At 50.8% G+C, this 23504-nt stretch carries 20 protein-coding genes and 1 other RNA gene; 9 read left to right on the forward strand and 12 right to left on the reverse strand.

Annotation, left to right across the window (positions count from 1 at the left end; genetic code table 11):
- Window positions 1–146: 146 nt before the first annotated feature.
- Window positions 147–1331 (forward strand): tetratricopeptide repeat protein, encoded by a 1185-nt coding sequence (locus WKJ03_RS12485; RefSeq protein ID WP_337842546.1) that lies wholly within the window; start codon window positions 147–149, stop codon window positions 1329–1331.
- The gene (locus tag WKJ03_RS12490; protein WP_337842547.1) at window positions 1328–2260 is read left to right on the forward strand and encodes a M28 family peptidase; all 933 of its coding nucleotides are present in this window, start codon (window positions 1328–1330) and stop codon (window positions 2258–2260) included. Before WKJ03_RS12485 ends, WKJ03_RS12490 begins: the two co-directional genes overlap by 4 nt.
- A gap of 4 nt (window positions 2261–2264) precedes the next feature.
- Here the strand turns inward: WKJ03_RS12490 and WKJ03_RS12495 are convergent, their stop codons facing one another.
- Complete coding sequence (locus WKJ03_RS12495) at window positions 2265–3533, reverse strand: pirin family protein (RefSeq protein ID WP_337842548.1); 1269 nt, start codon at window positions 3531–3533, stop codon at window positions 2265–2267.
- Window positions 3534–3747: 214 nt separating this feature from the next.
- Here WKJ03_RS12495 and WKJ03_RS12500 point away from each other — a divergent pair, with 214 nt between their 5' ends.
- Entirely contained in the window at window positions 3748–4305 is a 558-nt protein-coding gene (locus tag WKJ03_RS12500) for a DUF2796 domain-containing protein (protein ID WP_337842549.1), read from the forward strand.
- 57 nt (window positions 4306–4362) lie between these two features.
- On the opposite strand, the gene WKJ03_RS12505 is transcribed toward WKJ03_RS12500, so the two are convergent.
- Entirely contained in the window at window positions 4363–4920 is a 558-nt protein-coding gene (locus tag WKJ03_RS12505) for a DUF3299 domain-containing protein (RefSeq protein ID WP_337842550.1), read from the reverse strand.
- Between the two features lie 69 nt (window positions 4921–4989).
- On the opposite strand from WKJ03_RS12505, the gene WKJ03_RS12510 reads away from it, so the two are divergent.
- The 3 genes from WKJ03_RS12510 (at window position 4990) to WKJ03_RS12520 (ending at window position 8713) form a co-directional block, all read left to right on the forward strand.
- Window positions 4990–5685 (forward strand): ABC transporter ATP-binding protein, encoded by a 696-nt coding sequence (locus tag WKJ03_RS12510; RefSeq protein WP_337842551.1) that lies wholly within the window; start codon window positions 4990–4992, stop codon window positions 5683–5685.
- Window positions 5679–6935 carry an FtsX-like permease family protein gene (locus WKJ03_RS12515; RefSeq protein ID WP_337842552.1) on the forward strand — a complete coding sequence of 419 codons (1257 nt, stop codon included), beginning with the start codon at window positions 5679–5681 and terminating at the stop codon, window positions 6933–6935. Before WKJ03_RS12510 ends, WKJ03_RS12515 begins: the two co-directional genes overlap by 7 nt.
- A 119-nt stretch (window positions 6936–7054) precedes the next feature.
- Window positions 7055–8713: a diguanylate cyclase gene (locus tag WKJ03_RS12520; RefSeq protein WP_337842553.1), complete on the forward strand. Its 1659-nt coding sequence runs from the start codon at window positions 7055–7057 to the stop codon at window positions 8711–8713.
- On the opposite strand, the gene WKJ03_RS12525 is transcribed toward WKJ03_RS12520, so the two are convergent.
- The 4 genes from WKJ03_RS12525 to WKJ03_RS12540 all read right to left on the reverse strand — a co-directional run bounded on the left by WKJ03_RS12525 (window position 8710) and on the right by WKJ03_RS12540 (window position 15422).
- Window positions 8710–12552, reverse strand: coding sequence for a PAS domain S-box protein (locus WKJ03_RS12525; RefSeq protein WP_337842554.1), 3843 nt, complete (start codon window positions 12550–12552; stop codon window positions 8710–8712). The two genes, WKJ03_RS12520 and WKJ03_RS12525, sit on opposite strands and share 4 nt — an antisense overlap.
- A 626-nt stretch (window positions 12553–13178) precedes the next feature.
- Window positions 13179–13796 carry a hypothetical protein gene (locus tag WKJ03_RS12530; RefSeq protein ID WP_337842555.1) on the reverse strand — a complete coding sequence of 206 codons (618 nt, stop codon included), beginning with the start codon at window positions 13794–13796 and terminating at the stop codon, window positions 13179–13181.
- Window positions 13797–13840: 44 nt separating this feature from the next.
- The gene (locus WKJ03_RS12535; RefSeq protein ID WP_337842556.1) at window positions 13841–14710 is read right to left on the reverse strand and encodes a hypothetical protein; all 870 of its coding nucleotides are present in this window, start codon (window positions 14708–14710) and stop codon (window positions 13841–13843) included.
- 145 nt (window positions 14711–14855) lie between these two features.
- Entirely contained in the window at window positions 14856–15422 is a 567-nt protein-coding gene (locus WKJ03_RS12540) for a recombinase family protein (RefSeq protein WP_337842558.1), read from the reverse strand.
- Window positions 15423–15632: 210 nt separating this feature from the next.
- Here WKJ03_RS12540 and WKJ03_RS12545 point away from each other — a divergent pair, with 210 nt between their 5' ends.
- On the forward strand, window positions 15633–16754 hold the full coding sequence (locus tag WKJ03_RS12545; protein WP_337842559.1) for a RelA/SpoT domain-containing protein: 1122 nt from the start codon (window positions 15633–15635) through the stop codon (window positions 16752–16754).
- Window positions 16755–16834: 80 nt separating this feature from the next.
- Here the strand turns inward: WKJ03_RS12545 and WKJ03_RS12550 are convergent, their stop codons facing one another.
- The 3 genes from WKJ03_RS12550 to smpB all read right to left on the reverse strand — a co-directional run bounded on the left by WKJ03_RS12550 (window position 16835) and on the right by smpB (window position 19305).
- Window positions 16835–17944 (reverse strand): tyrosine-type recombinase/integrase, encoded by a 1110-nt coding sequence (locus WKJ03_RS12550; protein ID WP_337842560.1) that lies wholly within the window; start codon window positions 17942–17944, stop codon window positions 16835–16837.
- A 382-nt stretch (window positions 17945–18326) separates the two neighbouring features.
- Window positions 18327–18685, reverse strand: a transfer-messenger RNA (tmRNA) gene (ssrA, locus tag WKJ03_RS12555).
- Window positions 18686–18822: 137 nt separating this feature from the next.
- Complete coding sequence (smpB, locus tag WKJ03_RS12560) at window positions 18823–19305, reverse strand: SsrA-binding protein SmpB (protein ID WP_337842561.1); 483 nt, start codon at window positions 19303–19305, stop codon at window positions 18823–18825.
- Between the two features lie 113 nt (window positions 19306–19418).
- Here smpB and WKJ03_RS12565 point away from each other — a divergent pair, with 113 nt between their 5' ends.
- Window positions 19419–19862: an SRPBCC family protein gene (locus WKJ03_RS12565; protein ID WP_337842562.1), complete on the forward strand. Its 444-nt coding sequence runs from the start codon at window positions 19419–19421 to the stop codon at window positions 19860–19862.
- Window positions 19855–20205, forward strand: a complete 351-nt coding sequence (locus WKJ03_RS12570; protein ID WP_337842563.1) for an RnfH family protein — start codon at window positions 19855–19857, stop codon at window positions 20203–20205. The genes WKJ03_RS12565 and WKJ03_RS12570 overlap by 8 nt, the downstream gene beginning before the upstream one ends.
- Window positions 20206–20267: 62 nt before the next feature.
- Here WKJ03_RS12570 and bamE read toward each other — a convergent pair whose 3' ends face one another.
- The 3 genes from bamE to nadK form a co-directional block, all read right to left on the reverse strand.
- Window positions 20268–20621 (reverse strand): outer membrane protein assembly factor BamE, encoded by a 354-nt coding sequence (bamE, locus tag WKJ03_RS12575; RefSeq protein WP_337842564.1) that lies wholly within the window; start codon window positions 20619–20621, stop codon window positions 20268–20270.
- Window positions 20622–20759: 138 nt separating this feature from the next.
- Complete coding sequence (gene recN, locus WKJ03_RS12580) at window positions 20760–22427, reverse strand: DNA repair protein RecN (protein WP_337842565.1); 1668 nt, start codon at window positions 22425–22427, stop codon at window positions 20760–20762.
- A 70-nt stretch (window positions 22428–22497) separates the two neighbouring features.
- Window positions 22498–23379, reverse strand: a complete 882-nt coding sequence (gene nadK / locus WKJ03_RS12585; protein ID WP_337842566.1) for an NAD(+) kinase — start codon at window positions 23377–23379, stop codon at window positions 22498–22500.
- Window positions 23380–23504 lie beyond the last annotated feature (125 nt).

Here is a 23504-nt window from a genome sequence, read left to right on the forward strand (position 1 = left end):
GCCTTGATCCGCTCTGTCCTGCTCCGCTGTCAGCTTTACTTTGCTGCTTTGGTATCAGTGGTTGAGTCCGCGGGACGGATGGGGCGGGCTGCTGGTTAATTCAGCATTATACTCTCAGTACTACCTGTGAAATTGAGGTTGCTGTGATGTGTTTCCGGTATGGCGCTTTATTGCTTGTGCTGAGCTGCTGCCTGGCGGGGTGCAGCAGTTTAGCGACCTTCCATAAGGAATTGCCCGACCCAAGCCCGTTGTTTATTGATAACGCCTTTAATTTTCAACATCAGCCTGTCGAGACCGAAGCGGACATATTTGCGTTGCCTGACGATGTTGTCCGGGATATGGAGCTGACGGTCAGGCCGTTGCCGGGTACGAAAGAAAAAACCGATGCGCTGCTCAATTACATTTTCTTTTTAAAAGGTAAGCGGCTGAATTACGACAATGCCGCCACCCTGACCGCGAAAGAAACCCTGCAGATGCAGCAGGCCAATTGCCTGTCCCTGACGGTGTTGTCCTATAGCCTGGCCAAAGCAGCAGATTTAACTGTTACTTTCCAGGATGTACAAATCCCTGAATATTGGACACAGATCCGAGGCGCCAGTCTGCTCAATGGCCATGTCAACTTAAAAGTAAAAGAGCCGCAATCGCCCAGTACCTATGGTTCGACTTGGTTTAGAAACCCTGGCTATGTAATTGATTTTGATTTAGAAACCAATAAATCGCACTTTCCGGTCCGCACCATCAGTCAGCAAGAAATTGTGTCCATGTTTTATGCCAACAAAAGTGCTAAGGCGATGTTGGAGCAAAATTTTAATCTGGCTTATGCGTACCTGCGCCAGGCACTGACACTTTATAGTGTGGCTTCTGATGCGCTAAACAACCTGGCCATTTTGTACCGGCAGACCGGCTATCTGGAAGAAGCTGAAGCTGTCTATTTGCATGGTATTCGCTTGCACCCGCGTTCCATTAATATGAAGGCCAACCTGGCGGTGTTGTACCGGTTCAGAGGCATGGAAGACAAAGCAAGGCAATATGAGCGGCAGGTCGAGGAATTGCGGCAGGCAAATCCTTATTATCACGTGATGTTAGGGCATGAAGCCATGAGGGATAAAAAACTGGTGAAGGCAGAGCAGCATTTTCACCATGCGCTGTCCCTGGAGCCAGCACTCACTGAAGCCATGGCCGGTCTGGCTGGCCTGTATTTTCAGCAGGGAAAGTATCAGCAGTCTGAAAAATACTTCAAATTGGCCGGGCGTTATGCGCAAAGTTTCAGAGAGAAAGAACGCTTTAACGCCAAGCTGAATGCGCTGACGGCATTGCAGGCCAAACCGTGAGGCGATGGATTTTTCTTTTTGTCTGGGCAATCTGGTTTGTGTTTCCTCCGGCTTTTGGCAACGCCACTGACCAGTTGATGGCCGATATTCAGTATCTGGCCTCAGACAGGCTCGAAGGGCGTAAAACAGGTTCTGCCGGAGCGGCGCTGGCCCGGGACTATATCCGTCAACAGTTTGTTAATGCCGGCCTGCGGCCCTGGCAACAGGACTACGCGCAGCCATTTAACTACAAGGCGGGGTTTTCTGACCGTCATGGCATCAATCTGATCGCTGTGTTACCAGCCTGCCAGCCAAACGCGCCTGTGGTGCTACTGAGTGCACATTATGATCATCTGGGGATAGTGGCAGGCAAAGTTCATAACGGTGCCGATGACAATGCTTCTGGCGTGGCCATGATGCTTGCACTTGCCCGCTGGCTGGCGGTGAAATGCCGTCCTTATCAGTACTGGTTTGTGGCCACAGATGCTGAAGAAAACGGACTTTACGGCGCCAGGCATCTGGTCAAAGCGCAGCATTGGCAACCAGCGGAGCTGGCGCTGGTGATTAATCTGGATATGGTCGGGAGGTATCAGCGGGTGCCAAGGCTGTATTGGTTTGGTTCCACTCAGCTTGCCGGATTAAAAGACTGGATAGTCCAGCAACAACTGGCCTTACCGCTGCGTTGGCGCCGTACGGAAGAATCCCGTTATGTCAGGGGAAAGGTGGACTGGGCGGCGGCCAGTGACCACGCGCCTTTTTATCGCGCCGGGTACCCCGTGTTGTATTTTGCCACCGCAATGCACAAGGATTACCACAGCCCGACGGATGACTGGCAGGCCATCAAGCCGGAATTTATTCACCAGGTCTTTCAGACCTTACAACCTATAATCCTGCATCTGGAGCAGCAGCCGCCAGCCTGGTTTCTGGCGGCGCGACGCACAGACGACTAAAGGATCAGGGAGCTTCAATCCATTCCGGGTCGTCACTCAGACGCGGGAAGCGGCCTTCATTCCAGTCGGCTTTGGCCTGTAACAACCGCTCCGGGGTGCGGGCAACAAAGTTCCAGTTCAGTAACACCGGGTCTGGCACGGCTTCGCCGCCGAGCAGCATGAGCTGGGCGCCTTCATCGCCAGCTATTACCTGCAGATCATCGGCCTGCACCAGCATCTGGCCAGCCTGAAGTTCTGGCTGTTTTAACGAGCCAGAGGCCAGATAAACAGCCTGTTGCTGCTCGGTCAAAGGCAAAGTCAATTGTGCGCAAGGGGCCAGCTTCAGCTCCACATAAAGACAACGCAGCGGGTATTTCACCACAGATTTTTGCGAGAAGTATTCGCCAAGAATCACCCGCACCGAACAGCCTGGTACCTGCATGATCGGAAATAAGGCTGCCGGGTAATGTTGAAAATCCGGGGCTGATTCCGCTTCGGCTTCTGGCAATACCAACCAGACCTGCATACCTTCCACCACCTGTTGCTGCTCACGGACATCGGCCGGGATCCGCTCGGAGTGAGCAATACCGGAGCCAGCCCGCATCAGGTTGACCGCACCTGGTTCAATACGTTGCTGGCTGCCTAAGGTGTCGCGGTGCATCATGGCGCCCTGAAACAGCCAGGTCAGGGTGGCAAGGCCAATATGAGGGTGCTGTCGCACATCGCCTTCTGTGGTGCCTGGCGCAAAGGTCGCCGGGCCCATATGATCGACAAAAATAAAAGGCCCAACCCGCCGCTGTGCTTTGGATGGCAGCAAGCGTTTGATATCAAAGCCAATGTTTCTGATCTGCGGTTCAATTAACAGCGGTGTGGTGGCAGCAGCGGGGGCGGGCTCTGCTTTCAGGCGCGTGCTGATCTGGATCTCCGCCTGAGTCATCAGTTTATGTACCGGGCATTTGTCGGCGATCTCCAACAGCTGCTGTTTTTGCTCAGCCGTTAATGGCCCTTCCAGCTCCAGTTCAATCTGTAGCTTGTAAATGCCTTTGCGCTCTTCGCTGTCATCACGGCTCAGCAGCACATTGACGGCCTCCAGCGGTAACGCTTTGCGTTTGGCGTAAAGCTGCAACGTCATGGCTTTACAGGTGGCGACCGAAGCATCGAATAAATCGTGTGGGTCCGGGCCCAGACCTGTGCCGCCGGCCACCTGTTCCAGATCGGCAATAATCTGGTGTTCACGGATCCGGATCCGTTGACGCAACAGGCCTTTTTGATCCTGAGTCAGTTCGAGTTTCATCTGTAGGCTCCCTGATGGCAATGAAGTCCAGCATACCTCAGTTTGGTCCTGCTGCGCAGATTTTCACCTGTGCAGATACAGAGCCGCTGCATGCTGCGGCAGCAATCCAGGTCTAACGGCAGAAAAAACAAGACGAGTGAACGCTCGCCAAGCAGATTGCACTTGTTAAGATAAAAGCATGAAGTGACCAGAACGCGAACGAAGGAATACACAGATGAAAGGGGTCTCCACTGCCATACTGGCATGCGGCCTGATGGGCGCACCGGCTTTTGCTCAGCAGCATCAGCACGACCATGACGAGGTGCGGCAGCCTCAGGCTGGTTATGAAAGTCATGGCAGCCATCATCATGGTCAGGCCACACTGACTTTTGTACTGGAAGGAAATGAGGCTGAACTGGCGTTTGACAGCCCGGCGGCCAACCTGACAGGTTTTGAACATAAACCCAAAGATGCGGCCCAACAGCAAAAGTTGCAGCAAGTGCTGGATGGGTTCAGGCTGGGTCACTGGTTCAGTTTTGATGCGGCAGCGGGTTGTGTGGTGAATTCCTCAGAGATCAGCTCTGAACTTGAACGTGAGGCTGAGCATGGCCATGCCGATCTGAATGCCAGTTACAGCCTGTTGTGTCAGGATCCGGAGCAACTGAAGCAGCTGAGCATTCAACTGGCAGAGCTGGGGCCGGGCGTAGAAAAAGTGTCGGTCCAGTGGATTGTCAATGGGGTACAGGGCGCGGCCGAATGGACGCCCGCACTGGGGCCCGTCAGTTTGCAGTAAGCGGGTGTAAAAAAAACCGGCGTGAAGCCGGTTTTTGTGCCAAAGGCTGAGTGCAGACTATTCGTACACATACTCTTCAATTTTATCCGCTTTCATTGAATAGGCCGAGTTGGCCAGGTCGTGACGCATGCTGTCCGTGGTCAGGGTACCGCTGATCCAAAACGGCGAATAAATCATGTCGGCCTTAATTGGCTGCTTGTTGGTGACATAAATAATCTGGTTTGGCGGCGGTGGCGGCACATGGATACAGGCCCCGAAGTAGGGCACCAGGAAAAATGCGGTGACATTCTGCTCGGCGTCGTACTCCACAGGCACAATAAAGCCGGGAACTTTGACTTTTTTATTGTTCAGCTCCGCTTTGACATTGGCCGATTGCAATACCTCGTTCCAGGCTGCCGCCGCCGGGTCCTGATTCGAATACCCCTGATTCAGCGGGCTGCTGGCGGCCATTTCGCCACCTTCATGGCTGATTTCCGGCAAAGCTTCCATCTTTTTCAAATCGTCTTCCGGCAGCAGATCCGTCCACTCCAGTGCCTTGTAATCTTCTGCAACAGCAGCCGGGGCTGCAAATGCGATTAATGCCGAAAATAACGCTATGTATAACGCTCGTACCATTGGAGACAGGCCCTTTGCTTGTGTTATAAGGTCACAACTTTTGCCGGTTATCATAACACGAGCCTTTTGATGACAATGCACACCAACCCGAAATTTCCTGCGCTTGAACTCAAAAACCTGCGCTTTGCCTGGCCTGGCCAGGCACCGCTGCTTGATATCCCTCATTTAGTACTGCAGCCTGGCCAGCACCTCTTTGTGTATGGCCCGTCTGGCTCAGGTAAAACCACCCTGCTGAACCTGCTTTGTGGTATTTATCGCAACCAACAGGGGGAGATCTGGCTGAAGGGCACAGAAGCCAGTGCTTTGTCTGACCGTAAAAGGGACGCGTTGCGGGCCACAGCCATTGGTGTGGTGTTTCAACAGTTGAACCTGATCCCTTACCTGACAGTGCTGCAAAATGTGCTGCTGATCAGTACTTTTGCTGGCAAACCGGACGATGCAGAACAACGTGCTAAAGAGTTGCTTGGCCGGCTTGGTTTACCTGAACACAGCTGGCAGCAAAAGGCCACAGAACTGAGTGTCGGGCAGCAGCAACGGGTGGCTATAGCCCGGGCCTTGCTGAATCAGCCAGCGCTGCTGATTGCTGATGAGCCCACCTCGGCGCTGGATCACAAACACCGGGATGCGTTTATGCAACTGATGCTCAGTGAAGCTGAGCAGGCTGGCACCACGGTGATTTTTGTCAGTCATGATCCAACACTCAAAGCGCATTTCCGGTTGCAGCTGGATATGGAGCAGTTAGAACGGGGAGTGCAGCCATGTTAATGCAGTTGGCGAAAGCCAGTTTATTGAACCGCAAGGGCACTGTGCTGATGACGGTGTTGTCACTGGTGATCAGTATTGGTTTGTTGCTGGGGATCGACCATATCCGCCAGGAGGCCAGGCAGAGTTTTACCAGCACAGTATCGGGTACGGATCTGATTGTCGGTGCCCGCTCCAGTCAGTTGAATTTAATGCTGTACACCGTGTTTCGTATTGGTAACGCCACGAACAATATAGGGTGGTCTTCGTACCAGCAGCTGAAACAGCATCCGCAGGTGGAATGGACAATTCCTTTATCGTTGGGGGATTCACATCGGGGCTACCGGGTCATTGGCACCACTAGTGATTACTTTAAATTCTACCGCTTTGGTGAAAAACAGCCGCTGGTTTTAGCACAAGGTAAAGAATTCACTGCTGTCTACGACGCCGTATTAGGCTCAGTGGTGGCGGCCAAATTGGGTTACCGTGTCGGCGACAGCATAGTGTTGTCCCATGGGGTAGGCAGTGTCAGCTTCTCGCAACACAAAGATAAACCTTTTACTGTGGTCGGAATTCTGGCGCCAACCGGCACCCCGGTGGATCAGAGTGTGCATATTTCGCTCGAAGGCATAGAGGCCATTCACCTCGGCTGGGAAAGTGGTGCTCCGCGGCCCGGAAAAGTGGTCAGTGCCGAACAAAGTCTGCAGATGGATTTAGAGCCGAAAGTGATTACGGCTTTTCTGGTCGGGCTGAAAAGCAAAATTGCCACTTTTGTGTTGCAACGGCAAATCAACGATTTCAAAGCCGAACCCCTCACCGCCATTTTGCCTGGAGTGGCATTGGCGGAGCTCTGGCAAATGCTGGGCATGGTGGAGAGTATGTTGCTGGTGATTTCGGCTCTGGTATTGCTGGCCAGTCTGGTGGGTATTGTCACGACTTTGCTGGCCGGGTTAAAAGAGCGGCAACGGGAAATGGCGATCCTGCGGGCGGTGGGCGCTCCACCGCTGAGTATTTTCCTGTTGATTGAACTGGAATTGCTGTTGCTGGTGGTGTTGTCGGTGGTGTTGGCGCTGGCTGGCCTGACGGCGGCCTTGTGGCTGTTCCGCGAATTATTGTCCAGCGAATACGGGCTGTTTATCAGTGTCTGGCCCTGGCATTCGCATACCGCCGCCTTGTTAGCCGCAGTGGTCGGGCTCAGTGTCGTATTGGGCGCTGTTCCTGCTTATCTGGCTTACCGGCGCACTCTGGCCTCAGGTTTAACTGTAAGGTTATAGGGTTTTTATGTCAGCCGCATGCCAAGTGGCTGACTTTATTGTTTATTTGGAAGAAAGTGCTGGGTTTTATGGCCGCCTTTGTTATAGTGAATTCAGTTTAAAAGAGCACTCTTACGGACATGAGTACAGAGCAATCCAAACTTGAACAGCAACTGGCCTTGTTGCACCAACAGTATCTGGCACGGTTGCAGGAAGAAATTCCAGAGCTGGCACGCCAGGTGTCCGCATTAGCTGCATTGCCGCAAAAGCTGAACTGGCGGGATGAAATCAAAGGGCTGAAGTTTAAACTGCACACACTGGCGGGGTCCGCCGGCACTTTTGGTTTTCCGGCGCTTGGCCGCATTTCGAAGAATCTGGAACTTGAACTGCGTAACTGGATGGAATCCCCAGCCGCACCTGCCGTGGAACAAATCAGAGATTTTATTACGCTGTTCCAGCAGGTTCATCAGGCCTATCAGGCCAGTCATCATGTGCTCAGTGTTACCTCGTCACAGCTGCAAAAACAAAGCGGGCGTCACGCCAGCATTTATGTGCTGGAGGCGCAAGCGGACATTTCAGGTTTTATTGAACTCACCCTGACCTCATTTGGTTATCAGGTCAAAACGGCGACTGGTGTGGCGGAACTGAAGCAGCTGGTGGATGCGCAAATTCCTGATGCGCTGGTGCTGGATATCTCGCCTGCGGCGGGCACTGAGGATGTGTTGAGTTTTGTAGCCAGGCTGCAAAGTACACAAAAGGAGCCGATCCCTGTACTGATCCTGAGCGAACAGGAAGGCTTTGGACCGCATCTGGCTGCCGTCCGGGTTGGTGCACAGGGCTATTTTGTGAAACCCGTGAATACCACCATGCTGGAGGCCCGGCTGCAGCGTTTACTGGCTATCCGCAGCCGTGAGGCGTTTCGGGTCTTGATTGTCGATGACGATCAGTTGCTGGCTGAACACTATGCTTTGGTGCTGCAGGGCGCGGGCTTAAGAGCGGAAATTCTGGCCGACCCCACCAAAATTTATGACAGCCTGAACCGCTTTCACCCGGATGTGGTGCTGCTGGACGTCAATATGCCTTATTGCACAGGCCCAGAACTGGCCCAGCTGATCCGGCTGAGTGATCAGTGGCTCAGTGTGCCTATTATTTATCTGTCTTCCGAAACCGACAGCGAGCGCCAGCTGGCGGCCCTGGTTAAAGGTGGTGATGATTTTCTGACCAAACCTATGACGGATACAGCGCTGATAGTGGCTGTATTTGCCAGGGCACAGCGGGCCCGGCAACTGGCTGATATGATGACCAAAGACAGTCTGACCGGGTTATTACAACATGCGCGTGTGAAAGAGCAACTGACGTACGAATTGCAGCGTGCTGACCGCACTGGTGCTGCGGTCAGTACAGTGATGATTGACATCGATCTGTTTAAAAAGGTGAACGACAGTTATGGTCACCCTGTTGGGGATCAGGTCATCAGCAGCCTGGCCAACCTGTTGAAGCAACAGCTACGGAAAATAGATATTGTCGGCCGCTACGGCGGTGAGGAGTATCTGTTGATTTTATCGGACTGCAGCAAAGAGCAGGCCTTTACTGTGGTTGAACAGCTGCGTAAAGCCTTTGCCGCCATTCCATTCAGTTATGCTGACGGGCATTTTAACTGCAGTTTCAGTGCGGGGATCAGCCAATGGCACAGCGGACTGGATACAGAACAGTTTATTGAACAGGCCGATCAGGCCCTGTATCAGGCCAAACATGCCGGGCGCAACAGAACCATGGTGTTTGACGCAAAAAAGACTTAACGGCGACCCGCCAGCAAGGCTTTTATTTGTGCCAGGACAGTGTCCATATCGACCCGGCTTTTGGCTAATACCAGGCTGACCTGTTGACGTGCTTCATGGCTCAGCTCCTGTGCTGACCAAATCACCACCGGAACGCCAGGGTGTGCTCTGGCCAGCTCCGGTAGCAGTGCCAGGCCAGAACCGTCTGGTAAACCTATATCGAGAATAATCAGGTCAAACTGCTGTTGGAGCAGCAGATCGTTGGCCGCCTTCAGACTGACAGCCTGCTGGCAGAGGGCGACTTCTGCCAGCTGCAGTTGCAGGATCTGGCTTAAATGCGGGTCATCCTCAATATGCAGGATCCGGGGTTTGGGTGAAGGCTGACTAAACAGCTGATGCTGCAATTTATCCAGCAGCACCTTAGTGGCGCCGGGGGTTTCCAGCCAGTCCAGCGTGGCCAGACCGCCGGAGAGCTCCACCTGCTCCCCATGGTGTTCCGAGTTGATGATAATGACAGGAATGCTGAGCTCCAGCTCACGCAGTTCATCAAACAAGGCTGAACCATGGCCGTCAGGCAGATTTAAATCCAGGGTTATGGCCTGATACTTGTGCTGACGCAAGGCTTTGATGGCTTGGGTCAGGGTACGCGCCCAATCCAATAAATAATTCTGGCCTTTGAGCAGCTGCATCATATGGTCGGCGACCCGGCTGTCGGGTTCAACCACCAGCAAACGGCTTTGTGGTTGCGTGGTGGCCTGAGGAAAGCGTAAATAAAAACAACAGCCACCTTCATCCCGATTGCGGAAACTGACCTGACCATTCATGTGTTCGGTCAGTTCTTTTACAATGGCAAGCCCCAGACCTGACCCTTCGTTTCGCCGGCTGTCTGCACTGTCTGCCTGGGAAAATTTCTGGAAAATACGTTGTGCAAAGTTGGCATCTATTCCAGGCCCCTGGTCCAGCACTTCGATCAGGTACTGGTCGTGCTGGCAGCGGGATTGCACCACCACAGCAGAACCTGGCGGGGAAAATTTGGCTGCATTGGACAGCAGGTTCAGCATAATTTGCTGAAAGCGTAACGGGTCGACCAGAATAAAACCGGCTTCCAGCCTGGCGGCAGAGAAATGGACCTGGTATTTGCTGGCATAAGAATCAATGCATAGCAACGCTTCTTTTAACAGCGATGGGGCATCACACAGCAGCACATCAAAGTGCATTTTGCCTGCCACCAGCTTATCAATATCCAACAAATCGTTAATCAGCTTGCTCAGGCGCAGGCTGTTTTCTCTGGCGATGTCCAGCATGGCGATCATGCCAGATGGCACCTCTCCTAAAGCGCCGCCGCTGATCAGGCCCAGTGAACCGGAAATGGAGGTTAAGGGAGTACGCAATTCATGGCTGACGGTGGAGACAAATTGATTTTTCATCTGTTCTACCCGCCGCTGTTCAGTCATATCCTGCAGCAGGGTCCAGATGTGCTGCTGACCTGAGGAGGTATCCATCAGCACACTGGACAAGGTTACGGGCACTTTCTGGTTTGTGGTGGTGAGCAGTTCAGTTTCAACCGGACCGAAACGTCTGTCCTGCAACAGGTTCTGCCGCCAGTGCTGGTAATGTGATTGCATCAGGCCCGGGTAATCCGGCTTGGCTGCGGTGTCGGATCCGGCGGCATAAAGCCGGAAAAACTCTGGGTTGGCTTCAATAAAACTGCCATCCACCAGGTTATGTAACACAATGGCCACGGGGGCGAGCTGGTACAGCGAGGACAGCTTTTGTTCACTGTCACTCAGGGCCTGGATGGCTTCGTGTGAGCTGGTGACGTCCCAGATAAAGCCATCGATAAACAGCAACTCCCCCTGAGTGTTGAAAATGCCCTGGCCCAGTTCCTGTACCCAGCGCCAGCTGCCATCTTTGTGTTTTAGCCTGTATTCAATACTAAACCGCTGTTTTTGCGACAAAGCCTGCTGCACCGCTTCATTGACCCGCGGCAGATCCTCCGGGTGGTACAAAGACGCAAAATTCAGCTCTTTATTAAAAATAAACTGCCAGGCTTCAAAGCCGGTCAGTTGGCTGACTTCGTCACTTATAAACAACATGGTCCAGAACTCGTCATTTTTACAGCGGTACATGACACCTGGCAGATTATCCAGCATGGAGCGGTAACGTTGCTCACTTCTGAGTAGGGCCTGATTAAGCTGCTCCAGTTGCGTGATGTCGATGGCCACGCCTAAATAGCCCTGCGGACTGCCGTCCGGATTGTAGATAGGGCTGATGCTGAGCCGGACCTGTTTTTCTTCGCCATTTTTGCACAGGTAGGTCCATTGCAGGGTTTCGCTACCCTGCTGTCGGGCGGTAAACACAAAGCTGTCAAAGTCAGACACCTCCACACCATAGTGCTGGCGAATTTGTTGCTGGCGGTAGCGGATTTCGTCTTTTTTATGAAAACGGGCCGTGGTTTTGCCAAGTACCTCGGCGCAGCTGTAGCCCAACATACGTTCTGCCCCGGTATTAAACAGCCAGATCTCGCCGGTCAGGCTGGTGGCGATAAGGGCAGCTTCGGTGGACGAATCGATTACGGCTTGCAGTAACCCTTTGGTTTGCGCCAGTTCCTGCTCGGCCAGATGACTGTCCGTAATATCGGTGTTAATGCCATACATCAGCAAGGGCTGCCCCTGCTCAGACCAGACTTTGACCTGGCCTCTGGCGTGGATCCAGACCCAATGCCCGGCCTTGTGGCGCATCCGGTAGATGCTGTCGTAATAGGGCTGTTCACGTCGGAAATGTGCCTGCACCTGCTGCTCTGCGGTTGTGACATCATCGGGGTGCACTAAAGCCAGCCAGGTTTGATAGGTGACAGGCTCCAGTTCGTCCAACTGATACCCCAACATCTGGGCCCAGCGTTCGTTTACCTGGCTGACTCCGGCATGAATATCCCATGCCCAGGTTCCTACGCCTGTGCTGTCGATAATGGATTCGAACCTGTTCCGATCGGATTTGATCATCTCAGCCTGCTGTTGCTCTAACGTGACATCAGCACCCACAACAAAGAAACCTGTAATGGCTTGATGCTGATCGCGCTGGGGCACGTAGCTGACCTGCAGAATACGTTGGTCCGGCATTTGAAGATGGAATTTCTGTGTGGCTCCGGCCAGAACTGCATCCATCCGGTGTTTGATTTCGTTGAATTTTTCCTCACCAAATAAATCAGCCGGTGTTTTCCCTATCAGAGAGTGTGGGTCGAGTTGGTACCAGTCCCGGTATTTGTCATTGCAAAACAGATAGCGGTAATTCCGGTCGAGCTGACTAATCAGAATGGGCACGTTGTTGGTAATGGTTTCCAGAGTCTGGCGCTGCAGTTCTTCCTTGTGCGCCAGCAGGCGGGCACTGAGTAAATGCATCACCTGATTGGCCAACCGTTGCAAGGCGGATAACTGGTTCTGGCTCAGCGGTTTGACTTCGGTATCGAACACACACAAGGTGCCTACAGCGTATTGCTGTTCTAACAATAGCGGCACCCCGGCATAAAGCCGTAAGCCCTGTTCGGCCAAAACGGCAGGGTTATCGGCAAAACGCGGGTCGTGACGGGCGTCACTGACATAGGTCAGTTCTGTAGGGCGCAGCAGAGCATGGCTGCAAAAGCTCAGTTCGCGTTCAACTTCGCTGTGCTCCACGCCAAGTTTGGCTTTATACCATTGGCGATGTTCGTCAATAAAACCAATCAGCGCATAAGCCGTACCACAGACATAAGCCGCCAGCTGCACCAGATCGTCAAACGATTGTTCGGGGTCGGTATCCAGAATATGCAGTGCTTTGAGGCTTAACAGCCGTTGTTCTTCATTTGGGGGGAGGCTTGCCCGCATAACATCGCTCACAACCAAAAGATTGATTCAGTGTAACGCCTATTTTCCAGTTCGGGCAGGCACAGACTCGGCAGAAATCAAAAAAAGTTTTTGTTTTTGCAGCAAAAAATCAACGTCATTTTTCAGGCAACAACAGCGATAGCCCGAAGCAAGGCAGCCGAAAAAACGATGAGTGCTGAAGCAGAAAACAAAAACCCCCGTCAGATGACAGGGGTTTTGAGGTGGTGGAGCTGGGGGGGAGGTTAACTTAAACGGGGGTACATGCCACGAAAACACTGATAATGCTGATTATAAACTCTAAAGGGTCTCCAAAAAGGGTCCCCAAATTGATGCAAAATTGCTGTCTGTTGGAAGTGATACCAATGGCAGAACCGAAAGTAAAAGCCTTGCAGAATCGCAGCCAGAAACGATTAAACGCGGTTCGAATTACCCGCAAGGGTTTGATCTGGAAGGACCCGTCTAATCGCTTCCAATTGCGTTTAATCCTTTAGAATAGTGGTTATCTAGTACCTTCCGGCGGCCTCGCACAAATGAAGATACGCGGTTCGAATTACCCGCAAGGGTTTGGTCTGGAAGGACCCACAACCTAGGCAATAGCATGAGTCGTGGTCGCTGCAATTGGCGAGTTATGGTTTTACCAACTGGATAAGCTCTTTTGCACGGTTCCATAAAGTTTTTCGGTATGTCCAGTCTTTTAACCGGAACCGCAAACGAAAGAAGTAATCAGACCATGTACTTTGAGTTATGCAACTTGTCGATTTGGAGTAGCGTAAAAACGCGGCAAAAGCCTTTTCAACATCTTTTAAAGAAATATCCGTTGCAGTGTCAAAAGTCTTATATATCAGGTATTTTTCATTAGTTTCGTAACACTCAGACTTGTAGGGATATAGAAGTATCATGACATCCCCATTGTAGTGTTGGCTAAATACAATGGCAGCGTTTCCCTCAGCCATAACCATTGTTTTTTCACCATTACTATCAACCTGTTTATCCATACCAAGCTTTCGATGACCAGCATGAATTTGGATATGGTTCGGAAGTGTGGTAACAGGGAATGTTCTGTCAATAGTCAGGTAATATCGGTTAATCCGATAGATATCGTGATTTTGGAGTTCAGCAAAGCATTTTTCCACATACTGTATGACATTTAGCCATGCAACTGCGCTAACAAATCTGGTGCGTTGTCCCCTTTGTATTGCCTTGACATACTTGTCCGCCGATTCTTGAATTTTTGAACGTCCCATGTTTTCTCCGTAATTAAGCAAAACTCGTGTCTGCCTGATTTTTCCTAAAATTCCTCCTCATCATATGATCTTTCATCGATATTTACTCGGTCTGAAGTGATGCTGTTACTTACCCGAATCTTTAGGTCATACTCGCGAGATAGCCGTTTGATTGCCTTACGGAATAAGTCAGGGTCATTCTGAACATAGACTTTCATTTGGTCGATCATCCGAGCTAAACGGACACCTTCAGGTTCTTCCACGTTAGCAGGTTTCCTGTCCAGCACATACCTGTAAGACGGGATCAGATGCTCATCCCTTAGGAAAGTGGGTTTTCCGTTGGTAATGCCTTCTTTTTGCCTTTTGATTTCCGCACGGGTCCACGCTTGGATCTTCTTCAGGATCTGATCGGCATTGTCATTCGGATACACGTCTGCTTCGGACTTCAGCATCTTGGCCGCTTGCTTTAGTTTCTGTGCCAGCCGTTCACCTATACCGTGTACCTGAAGGTCCTTCGTTGGGATTTCGTCGTGGCAGAACAGCAGGCTACGAAAACAGGCGTGTGTTCTTTCCTTGTCCCGCAGGGCGGCACCGTGCGTTGCGTTCACCGTGTACCCTAACTTCAGGGCGTCTTGCAGGCTGTGGCCCAGCAGTTCAACCTTAATGGTATCGCTTGGTTGTTTTAGCTCTTGATAAGCGAGTAATCGGTGGTGTCCATCAAACACTAAGAATTCCTCGGTATTCTCAGGGGCTGTCCGAATGACTTGTATCGGATCGATATAAGACCCTGCTTGAATAACGGTTAACAGTCTTTCATGTTGCTTCTGCAGGTCTGATTCTTTTTGGTCCCTCTCGGTGACTGACAGCACGTTGTCACTGCGAACCTGAAGGAGTGGATGCGTTTGGATTTGGTCTAAGCGTACTTCGATAATCATGGGTCTAAAGGTCTTTCTTTTAGGTCATCGGCGTACACCGTACGCCTTACTACCGTTATCTGAATTTTAATGTGATTTAGTTAATTTAAAACAATGGCTTATGTGATTTTTCCTGTGCGTTTTTGTGTCGCAAATTCTCAAACTTTTAGCTTTTTCCTGCCGGTGGCAGTGCCTTTACCCTTTGGACAGTCTTAGTAGAACAACCAAGGATTTTGGCGACTTCACTATGACTTTTACCCTGTGATAAAAGCGCCAGAATCGCGTCTGGTTCGACTTTTTTGCTACGGGTCTTAGCGTATACCCCTTGGGCTTTTGCCTTTGCTATTCCTTCGCGTTGGCGTTCGTTTATCAGGGCCTTTTCGAACTGGGCAACTGCTCCCATAACATTCAACATCAGGTCTTGAATGGGGTCTTTACTGTCAGGTTTAAAGGTCATGTTCTCTTTGTGGAAAACCACTGTGACACCTTTTGACCGAAAGAATGCGACCAGTTCAAGCAGATCCTGAAGGTTACGGGCCAGACGGTCAATCGAATGGACGTGTACGGTATCACCCTCACGGATGAAGTTCACAAGGTCGGTCAGGGCGGGGCGGTTCGTTGTGCCGCCACTGCATTTGTCAGTGAAGGTCTTTTCTATGTTTGAAACTTCTGCAAGCTGGCGGTCTGTATTCTGATCAACGCTGCTTACCCGAATGTATGCAATGTGGGTCATGGCTACTCCGTGGACATTAAGATCTAGAACTGCTTGGGTTCCAGATAAAAATACTTAATGTCCACTTAGTTGTCCATAGTTTTTTAATGATTGTCCACTGGACGCTAAGGTGTACCTTAATGTCTATAAATGCCTGTACGCATTATTTGGTCATACGAAACTCAATTATTATGTGCTAACTTAAAGCGCGATAATTGAAGGGATGCACATATGGCAAATCAGCAGTATGAAAAGCTCAAATATGTTATGACTTACTCCAAGGGGCAAGTCAGCAAGGCAGGGAGAGCATTAAGAAAAGGTGTTCAAGGGGCCGAAAGATCAGAAGCAATAAAAATTATTCAGGACTTCCGTGCTTCTCATTCTTATCCGCTGATGATAATAAAAAACCATATTTGGAAAAATTCTAAACGGGTCGCGCCAGACGTCATCATCGCTCGGAGGCTAAAACGTCTGCCCACAATTATCAATAAACTAGAGAGACCAACTCTTGACGGTTTTACTCCGAATGCCACCGAGATAACGCGTATGCAGGATATTGGCGGATGTCGCGCAATATTCAAAAATCTAGATCAGGTAGATACGTTAGTCAGAACGCTTAAAAAAAGCCGGTCAGTTCACGGCATCACAAAAGTAGATGATTACAATACGTCCCCAAAGCAGTCTGGATACAGAGGAATTCACCTTGTCTACAATTGTTATCAAAATGCCAAGAGACCTTCTGATTGGAAAGGCCATCGAGTCGAAGTGCAGATCCGCACCAGAATTCAACACGCTTGGTCGACAGCAGTAGAACTAATAGATCTCTTCGAAAAAACTGACTTAAAAACGGCGATGGAAGGACATGAAGAATGGAGGCGTTTCTTTTTTTGCTTAAGCTATGTTTTGTCGGTACTTGATGGAACGCCCCACGATGTTGAGAGTGTTGAAAAAATTAGAACAGAACTATCTGCACTCGAATCCAAACTAAATTTTATTCAGAAGTTGATTGGCTATACGATGGCACAAGATTCGTTGGTCGACCTTAACGAAAAAGATGGGCTATACCTGATAGCCATTTACATTCGCGACGACCACTATCAGGTGAATGTAACTCACTATTCAAACGATCTTAAGGAAACAGCGATAATTCAATACAACTACCTTGAACTGGATTCAGATGTCTATCAAACCGTCCTAGTTGGTGCTCAAGGTGCTGGAACTTTGGTTCAGGCTTATCCCAACTTTTTTGCTGATTCCACTATGATTGTAAAGCTTTTAAAGGAAATTCTGGATAAACCAATGGTAAACATCCCCACTCGTGAAATAAGAGCAAAACTAGCAGCTCAGGAATAGAACTAATTAAAACGTGAGAAATGGACAGCTACTTATAATCAGCTAAGCATAAGAATATTCAGGCATTCGAAACCATAGCATTAAGTTAAGAGTCTAGGAAACGAAAGCGAGTAGACTATTTCTGCCTTTTTGGTTATCGGTAGCCCCTTGGAATAACGCCCATAGGTTTCCCCAAGTTTTTCATGCCCAATAATCTCCGCTGCTTCGTTGTGATGCAAGCCAAGGCGTTCCAGCTGGGTCGCCATGGTTTTCCTGAAAGAATGAAAGACATATCGGCCATCGTAACCAAGTTGGGTTTTTAACCTACCAAACCGTTTGCCAATCGCAGAGGAACGCTCGCCAAGTCCTGTTTCTGGTTCATCCGGTAGCAGGTAGCCGTCAGTTGATTCTGCGATTAACTGATCGATAAACGGCAGTATGTCGTTGTGTATTGGTATATCCCTAAGACCAGCCTTAGACTTTGCTACCCCAATTTCAAAGTAGCGGATACCTTCTTTTTCTTTCACGTCTGACGTTTTCAGTCTGGCAAGTTCTTCAATCCTCGCCCCTGTGTAAGCGCCTAGAATAATCAATGAAAACAGGTTCTTGTCCTTGCGTTTTTGCTTGGCGGCTTGCGCCAGTTTGGGATAATCCGATAGTTCCCATGCTTGGCGTTCATCCATGCGGCTGGCTTTTTTCTTTTTGGTGTAGCGGTGGCCTTCGAATGGGTTTTGTTCATCTTCGGACAGGTGACCAACCCGCTGTAGGTAGCCATAGTAAGACCGACAAGTACCGATCAGTCCCTTGATGGTCTCCTCGGCTTTTCCAGCTTGTTCCTGTTCGATAATCCATTTTGCCACTTGGCTTTTCTTAATCGGTAACGAAGGGAATTTGTCCGCCAGCAGCTTAACCTTTGCGTCAGCCTGCTGCAGAGTCCTTGGGATTACCATCAGAGTGGCTTTCCATTCGTCCAGATACAGCAGAGTCGGCAATGAAGTGCCATAGACAATATCAGCGACAAGTCCGGCTACTTCATCACCTTTCTGTTCCCGCAGGTCATCAAGGTAGTACGAAAAACTAGTTCTGGGATCTTCCAGACCAAGTGCTTCGACAAATGAAGGCGGTAACTCCTTGTCTGGGTTTTGCCTGCGATACGTCGCAATTTTTTCCGCATCGGCTTGTTCGCCTTTTGCAATAGTTTTCTTCCACATAAGGGCGTCTTTAACGTGGGACTGTTCGCCACGATGAACCGCAAATTCGGACTTTATTTGGTGGAAGAATATCGAAGCACGGTACTGTGCAATTGAGAGGTCGTTAGTCTGAAGGGTACGCCAGACTTCTCTTGTGCCATAAAACTCACGGAGATCTGAGGGGATAACGATACGGGCGTACAGAGTGTTATTGCGACGGTAAATACCTCGTTTACCGGTAGGGGTTCCAGCTTTTGACATACCTTATGAATGAACGAAACGGGACTAACTTGAGAAATATGCTACCAAATCAGAGGGTCTCCAAAAAGGGTCTCCAAATTAGTAGATAATAAAAAACCCTAAGTGTTTGATTCCTTAGGGTTTTTTGTGCCTCTCGGCTTATTGGTGGAGCTGGGGGGATTTGAACCCCCGTCCGAAAAACCTAGCCCATTGGTACTACATGCTTAGCCAGTTATTTGGTTAACCCTATGAGCGCCAGCTGGCAGGCTTTCGTCGGGCGAGTCCGATTGGTTTTAGCATCTTGGCTCCGGACAAAGCCGCCATGCGATCCTGTTAGGGGTGATCTCCCAAAGTCCCGGCTTACAGGCATGCGCGGGGGGGAGAGCATCTACTGCTTATTAGGCAGCGATTGCGTAAGTTTCGTCGTTTGCGACTACTAGTTTGCGGCTTTTTTACGAGGCCTACCGCACCTCGGCATGCACCTCAGAGTTCGTGAATCCCGTCGAATCCAGAATCAGCCCCGAATTCAGGTGTTCATAAAACACTAAAGTAACAGCGGCATTTTACGCCGCCACCGCAGTTGTCACAACCAATAATTGGCCTGAACCTGCAGTTAAAGTCTATATGGCGATGAAATCGCCAGTTTCAAGCCCAACACCTTAACGGGTTGTGTGCTTCATCATGCGTTCTTTTTCACGGGACCAGTCACGGTCTTTGATATCGTCGCGTTTATCAAAAGACTTTTTACCCTTGGCCAGGTAAAACTCCAGTTTCACCCAACAGGCTTTCCAGTACATGGCCGTCGCGACCATGGTGTAACCGTCGCGTTCTTTGGCACCAATCAGTCTGCTGATTTCCCTTTTGTTTAACAGCAATTTGCGAGAACGCTCCGGGTCACAAATCACGTGGCTGGACGCGCTGTTCAAGGGTTGAATTTGGGCACCAAATAAGTAGGCTTCGCCATCTTTGAGAATGACATAACTGTCGGACAGGTTGACCTTGCCCTGGCGGATGCTTTTAAGTTCCCAGCCTTGCAGGCTGATGCCTGCTTCGTATTTGTCTTCAAGGAAATACTCGTGCCGGGCTTTTCGGTTCAGGGCTATGGTGCCACCCTGATTTTTCGGATTCTGTTTTTTGCTCATGCTCAGAAATAAAAAGAAGCTGAAGAGTCCATCGCAATGGCTGTTGCCAGTCAGAGGCGTTGAGGCAGGGCGCAGATCTGTTACAATCGCGGCCTGCATTAAGGGGAGAGAGTATGCCACAAATTGAGCGCAGCGCACTGGTTTTTTACAGCGCCGAGCAAATGTACAATCTGGTAAACGATGTACCCAGCTATCCTGAGTTTTTACCTGGTTGCAGCAAAGCGGATGTATTGTCGCAGAGTGCTCAGCAGATGCTGGCCTGTCTGGAAGTGAAAAAAGCCGGTATCAGCCAGCAGTTCACCACCCGCAACACCTTGGTGCCAAACAGCGAAATCCGGATGCAGCTCGAATCAGGCCCTTTTAAAGCATTAAGCGGTGGCTGGCATTTTGTGCCGCTGAATGAGCAGGCCTGTAAAGTCATACTGAAGCTGGAATTTGAATTTTCCAGCAAACTCATCGAGTTTGCTTTTGGCAAAGTGTTTAACGAGCTGACTGCAGCTATGGTTGGCGCTTTTACCCAAAGAGCCAAACAAGTGTACGGGGCACCCAATGCGTGAACAGATAGCGGTGGAAGTGGCTTTTGCAACACCGGAAAAACAAAGCTTATTAAGTGTTTCAGTCGCTGCGGATGCGACAGTACAGCAGGTGATTGAATCATCCGGTATGTTGCGTTTGCATCCTGAAATTGATCTGGGGCAGAACAAAGTCGGGGTCTGGAGCCGGACCTGCAAACTGACGGATAGGGTCAAAGCGGGTGACCGTATTGAAATCTACCGTCCGTTAATTGCCGACCCGAAAGACATGCGCCGTCGCCGGGCGGAGAAAGCCAAAGAAGAAGGCCGGGCTGATAAAGTGACGGGAGGCCGGCCTCATACATCGGCCGAACCGTCGACAGAATAACAGCAACAAAAAGCCTGCATTCGCAGGCTTTTTGTTGTGTATTGAAGGGGGGGCCGCCGGGGTCAGATATCCAGCGGAGTATTAAATTCTGCTGGTTTGTCAAAATCACCGGAGATATCCAGTAATTTACCTTCCTGATCAAAACGGGCAACAAGTTGCTTCTCGAAATTGTTACCGCGCCCGCCTTTGAGCGAATAAAAGTAATGCCAAATCTGATCATCAAAAGCGTTTTCAGCAACAGGATTGCCCAACACAAAGCGTACCTGCTCTTTGGTCATATGCACCCGTAATTTATTGATGTCTTTCTGTTCCAGAAAATTTCCTTGCGGAATGTCGATACGGTAAATCCAGCTGCTGCACGCAGTCAGGCTCAACGCTGCGGCCACTATCAGGGCACGGGTTACTACAGAATTCATGGTTATCTTCATTTAAAAAAGTCTGGCAGCATCATACCGCAAGCAAAGGCTGAAATTAAAGTCCTTCTCTGACTGCAGCGGTCAGCAGAAGTTCATCAGAGATTATTCGCCTCCAGAACAATGGTTTGCGTCACAAAGCTAAGGTGCGCATAACAGCTCTCTCGCATTGGCGATCGCATTGGCACTGACATTTTCTCCTGCCAGTAACCTGGCTATTTCCTGCACCCGCTCTTCATCACTTAAGCTGCGGATCCGGGTTTCAGTGGCGATGCCATCTGTGTATTTTTCGACAAACAGCTGATGATGCCCCTGGCTGGCCACTTGCGGCAGGTGAGTCACACAAATCACCTGGGTATTGTCACCTAACTGACGCAGTAAGCGGCCGACACCAGCGGCAACCGGGCCACTGATGCCTACATCCACTTCGTCGAAAATAAGTGTGGGTGTGGTGACTTTGCCTGCCAGTATCACCTGAATCGCCAGGCTGATGCGGGACAGCTCGCCCCCTGAGGCCACTTTATGCAAAGCCTGCAGCGGTTGGCCCGGGTTGGTAGAGACTAAAAACTCCACCTGATCCCAGCCTTCTTTGCCTGCTTTGTCGATACCCATAGCTTCAACGGCAATATGAAAGCGGGCGTTGGCCATCGACAGCTCCGTCATGCTGTGGGCAATACGTTCTGATAATTCCAGTGCCGCTCCCTGACGCAGTTCGGTCAGTTGCTGGGCCGCCAGCGCATACTGCTGCTGGGCGTGCTGAATTTCGCTGTCCAATTGCTGCAGACGTTCATCATCATCGGCCAGCTCCGTCAGCTGTTGTTGCAGTTGCTGATGATGATCTGCCAGTTGCTCCGGTGCTATCTGATGCTTACGGCTCAGCTGCAGCCACTGGCTGAGTCTGTTGTCGACCTCCTGCAACCGTTCCGGGTCTACATCGACTTTTTCACTGTAGCGGCGCAGCTCGCGACTGGCTTCTTCCACCTGTACCAAGGCATCCTGCAACAGCTGATACATTGGCTGCAGTTCAGCGTCGACTTCCAGATAATCTTCCAGCTGCGCGCTGGCCTGACGTAGCAGCTGATAGCTGTTGCCATCGTCCTGGTCATACAGTAGTTGCAGCGTTTGCTGGCTGGCCTGGATCAGGCTGTGGCTGTTGCTGAGTTTCTGCTGCTCCAGTTCTAACTGAGGAAATTCATCTTCGGCTGGTGCAAATTGGTCGAGTTCTGCCACCTGGTATTCGAGCAACTGGCGCTGGGCTTCACGTTGCTGCTGGTTCTGTTGCAGTTCCCGGTAATTTGCTTTCAGTTGCTGCCATAACTTGTGCAACTGACGACACTGCGCCAGAGCTGTCTGGCTATGCGCAAAGGCATCCAGCAGCTGACGCTGATAGTCGTTTTTCAGCAATAACTGATGGGCATGCTGGCCATGAATACAGATTAAATGCTGCCCTAAAGCTTTCAGTTGCTGAGCCGGAACCTGGACGCCATTGATGTACCCCCTGGAGCGGCCTTCAGTGCTGACAACCCGCCGTACTATGCATTCCTGGCCCATGGCGAGGTCCTGCTCAGCCAGCCATTGCCTGGCACTGTCCAGTGCGGACAGATCAAAGGTCGCGACTATATCGGCTTTGTCTGCACCGGGCCTGACAACATCGCCCTCTGCGCGTTCGCCAAGACAGAGCGACAACGCATCCAGCGCAATGGATTTACCTGCCCCGGTTTCGCCGGTGATGGTGGTCATACCGGCGCGCCAGTCCAATTCCAGCGCACGGACTATTGCAAAGTTACTGATGTGAAGATGGTTCAGCATACGGGCCCCCAAAATTTATTACTGTTAATTTATACAGTAATTTTGAGGGCCGCAAGCTGCTGCTGAAAATTTAATAAAGTTTGCTGCCCCAGCCCAGTTTACTGCGCAGTACTTTGTAATAGCTGTAACCAGGCGGGTGCACCAGCGTCAGAGGTTTTGGGTGTTTCCGGATACGTATTTCGTCACCCGGCATCACCGCCAATATGACATGGCTGTCGCAGCTGACCTGTAAATGTGCGTCATTGGCCGGGGACACTTTCAGCAGAATTTCACTGGTACCCGACACCACCAAGGGGCGGCTGCTTAAGGTGTGGGGAAACATGGGCACCAGGCTCATGGCGTCCAGTTCAGGCGTCAGAATAGGACCGCCACCCGACAGTGAATAGGCGGTGGATCCGGTAGGCGTGCTGATAATCAGGCCGTCCGAGCGCTGGCTGAATACAAACTCGCCGTTGATATAAGCTTCAAACTCAATCATATGTGCCACTTTGTCGGCGTGTAGCACGGCTTCGTTGACCGCCGTATTGCTGCTTTTTACCGTATCATGCCGGTGGACTTCCACCTGCAGCAAATTACGCTGCTCGGTGACAAAGTTGCCTGCCAGCACCTGAGTTAAAGGTTCGGCAAAATTTTCCGGCGATAAGTCGGTCAGAAACCCCAGATTACCACGGTTGACACCCAGCACAGGCACGCCAAAACGGGCAAAAATCCGCGCAGCGCCAAGCATATTGCCGTCACCGCCCACCACTATGGCTAAATCACAGTCTTTGCCTAACTCGACCAGGTCGCGGCTCAGCATCGGATCCAGCTGCAGCGATTCGGCTACCCGCTGTTCAATCCGCACTTCCAGCTGACGTTGCTGCAAAAACTGATACAACGCCAGCAGGGTGGCATTGGCTCCTTCGTGGTTCGGTTTTCCAATCAGGCCTATTCGTCTGAAACTGCTGCTCATCTTCCTTTGTGATCCGCGACTTTCAAGGTTCGGGCCAGTATAGCTGCAGTTCTGTAGCCCGGCAAAGGGCTTGATATTTTCGATTCTGACCCCACAATAGCCCGGTATTTCCGATGACCTCAGTG

The sequence above is a fragment of the Rheinheimera sp. genome (assembly GCF_037442525.1).
Taxonomy (GTDB): Bacteria; Pseudomonadota; Gammaproteobacteria; order Enterobacterales; family Alteromonadaceae; genus Pararheinheimera.

Bases quoted from the DNA above. Each gene is read 5' to 3' on its own strand.
- WKJ03_RS12485 (WP_337842546.1), top strand. From the start codon at position 147: ATGTGTTTCCGGTATGGCGCTTTATTGCTTGTGCTGAGCTGCTGCCTG.
- WKJ03_RS12495 (WP_337842548.1), bottom strand. From the start codon at position 3,533: ATGAAACTCGAACTGACTCAGGATCAAAAAGGCCTGTTGCGTCAACGG.
- WKJ03_RS12500 (WP_337842549.1), top strand. From the start codon at position 3,748: ATGAAAGGGGTCTCCACTGCCATACTGGCATGCGGCCTGATGGGCGCA.
- WKJ03_RS12505 (WP_337842550.1), bottom strand. From the start codon at position 4,920: ATGGTACGAGCGTTATACATAGCGTTATTTTCGGCATTAATCGCATTT.
- WKJ03_RS12510 (WP_337842551.1), top strand. From the start codon at position 4,990: ATGACAATGCACACCAACCCGAAATTTCCTGCGCTTGAACTCAAAAAC.
- WKJ03_RS12515 (WP_337842552.1), top strand. From the start codon at position 5,679: ATGTTAATGCAGTTGGCGAAAGCCAGTTTATTGAACCGCAAGGGCACT.
- WKJ03_RS12520 (WP_337842553.1), top strand. From the start codon at position 7,055: ATGAGTACAGAGCAATCCAAACTTGAACAGCAACTGGCCTTGTTGCAC.
- WKJ03_RS12525 (WP_337842554.1), bottom strand. From the start codon at position 12,552: ATGCGGGCAAGCCTCCCCCCAAATGAAGAACAACGGCTGTTAAGCCTC.
- WKJ03_RS12530 (WP_337842555.1), bottom strand. From the start codon at position 13,796: ATGGGACGTTCAAAAATTCAAGAATCGGCGGACAAGTATGTCAAGGCA.
- WKJ03_RS12535 (WP_337842556.1), bottom strand. From the start codon at position 14,710: ATGATTATCGAAGTACGCTTAGACCAAATCCAAACGCATCCACTCCTT.
- WKJ03_RS12540 (WP_337842558.1), bottom strand. From the start codon at position 15,422: ATGACCCACATTGCATACATTCGGGTAAGCAGCGTTGATCAGAATACA.
- WKJ03_RS12545 (WP_337842559.1), top strand. From the start codon at position 15,633: ATGGCAAATCAGCAGTATGAAAAGCTCAAATATGTTATGACTTACTCC.
- WKJ03_RS12550 (WP_337842560.1), bottom strand. From the start codon at position 17,944: ATGTGGAAGAAAACTATTGCAAAAGGCGAACAAGCCGATGCGGAAAAA.
- smpB (WP_337842561.1), bottom strand. From the start codon at position 19,305: ATGAGCAAAAAACAGAATCCGAAAAATCAGGGTGGCACCATAGCCCTG.
- WKJ03_RS12565 (WP_337842562.1), top strand. From the start codon at position 19,419: ATGCCACAAATTGAGCGCAGCGCACTGGTTTTTTACAGCGCCGAGCAA.
- WKJ03_RS12570 (WP_337842563.1), top strand. From the start codon at position 19,855: ATGCGTGAACAGATAGCGGTGGAAGTGGCTTTTGCAACACCGGAAAAA.
- bamE (WP_337842564.1), bottom strand. From the start codon at position 20,621: ATGAATTCTGTAGTAACCCGTGCCCTGATAGTGGCCGCAGCGTTGAGC.
- recN (WP_337842565.1), bottom strand. From the start codon at position 22,427: ATGCTGAACCATCTTCACATCAGTAACTTTGCAATAGTCCGTGCGCTG.
- nadK (WP_337842566.1), bottom strand. From the start codon at position 23,379: ATGAGCAGCAGTTTCAGACGAATAGGCCTGATTGGAAAACCGAACCAC.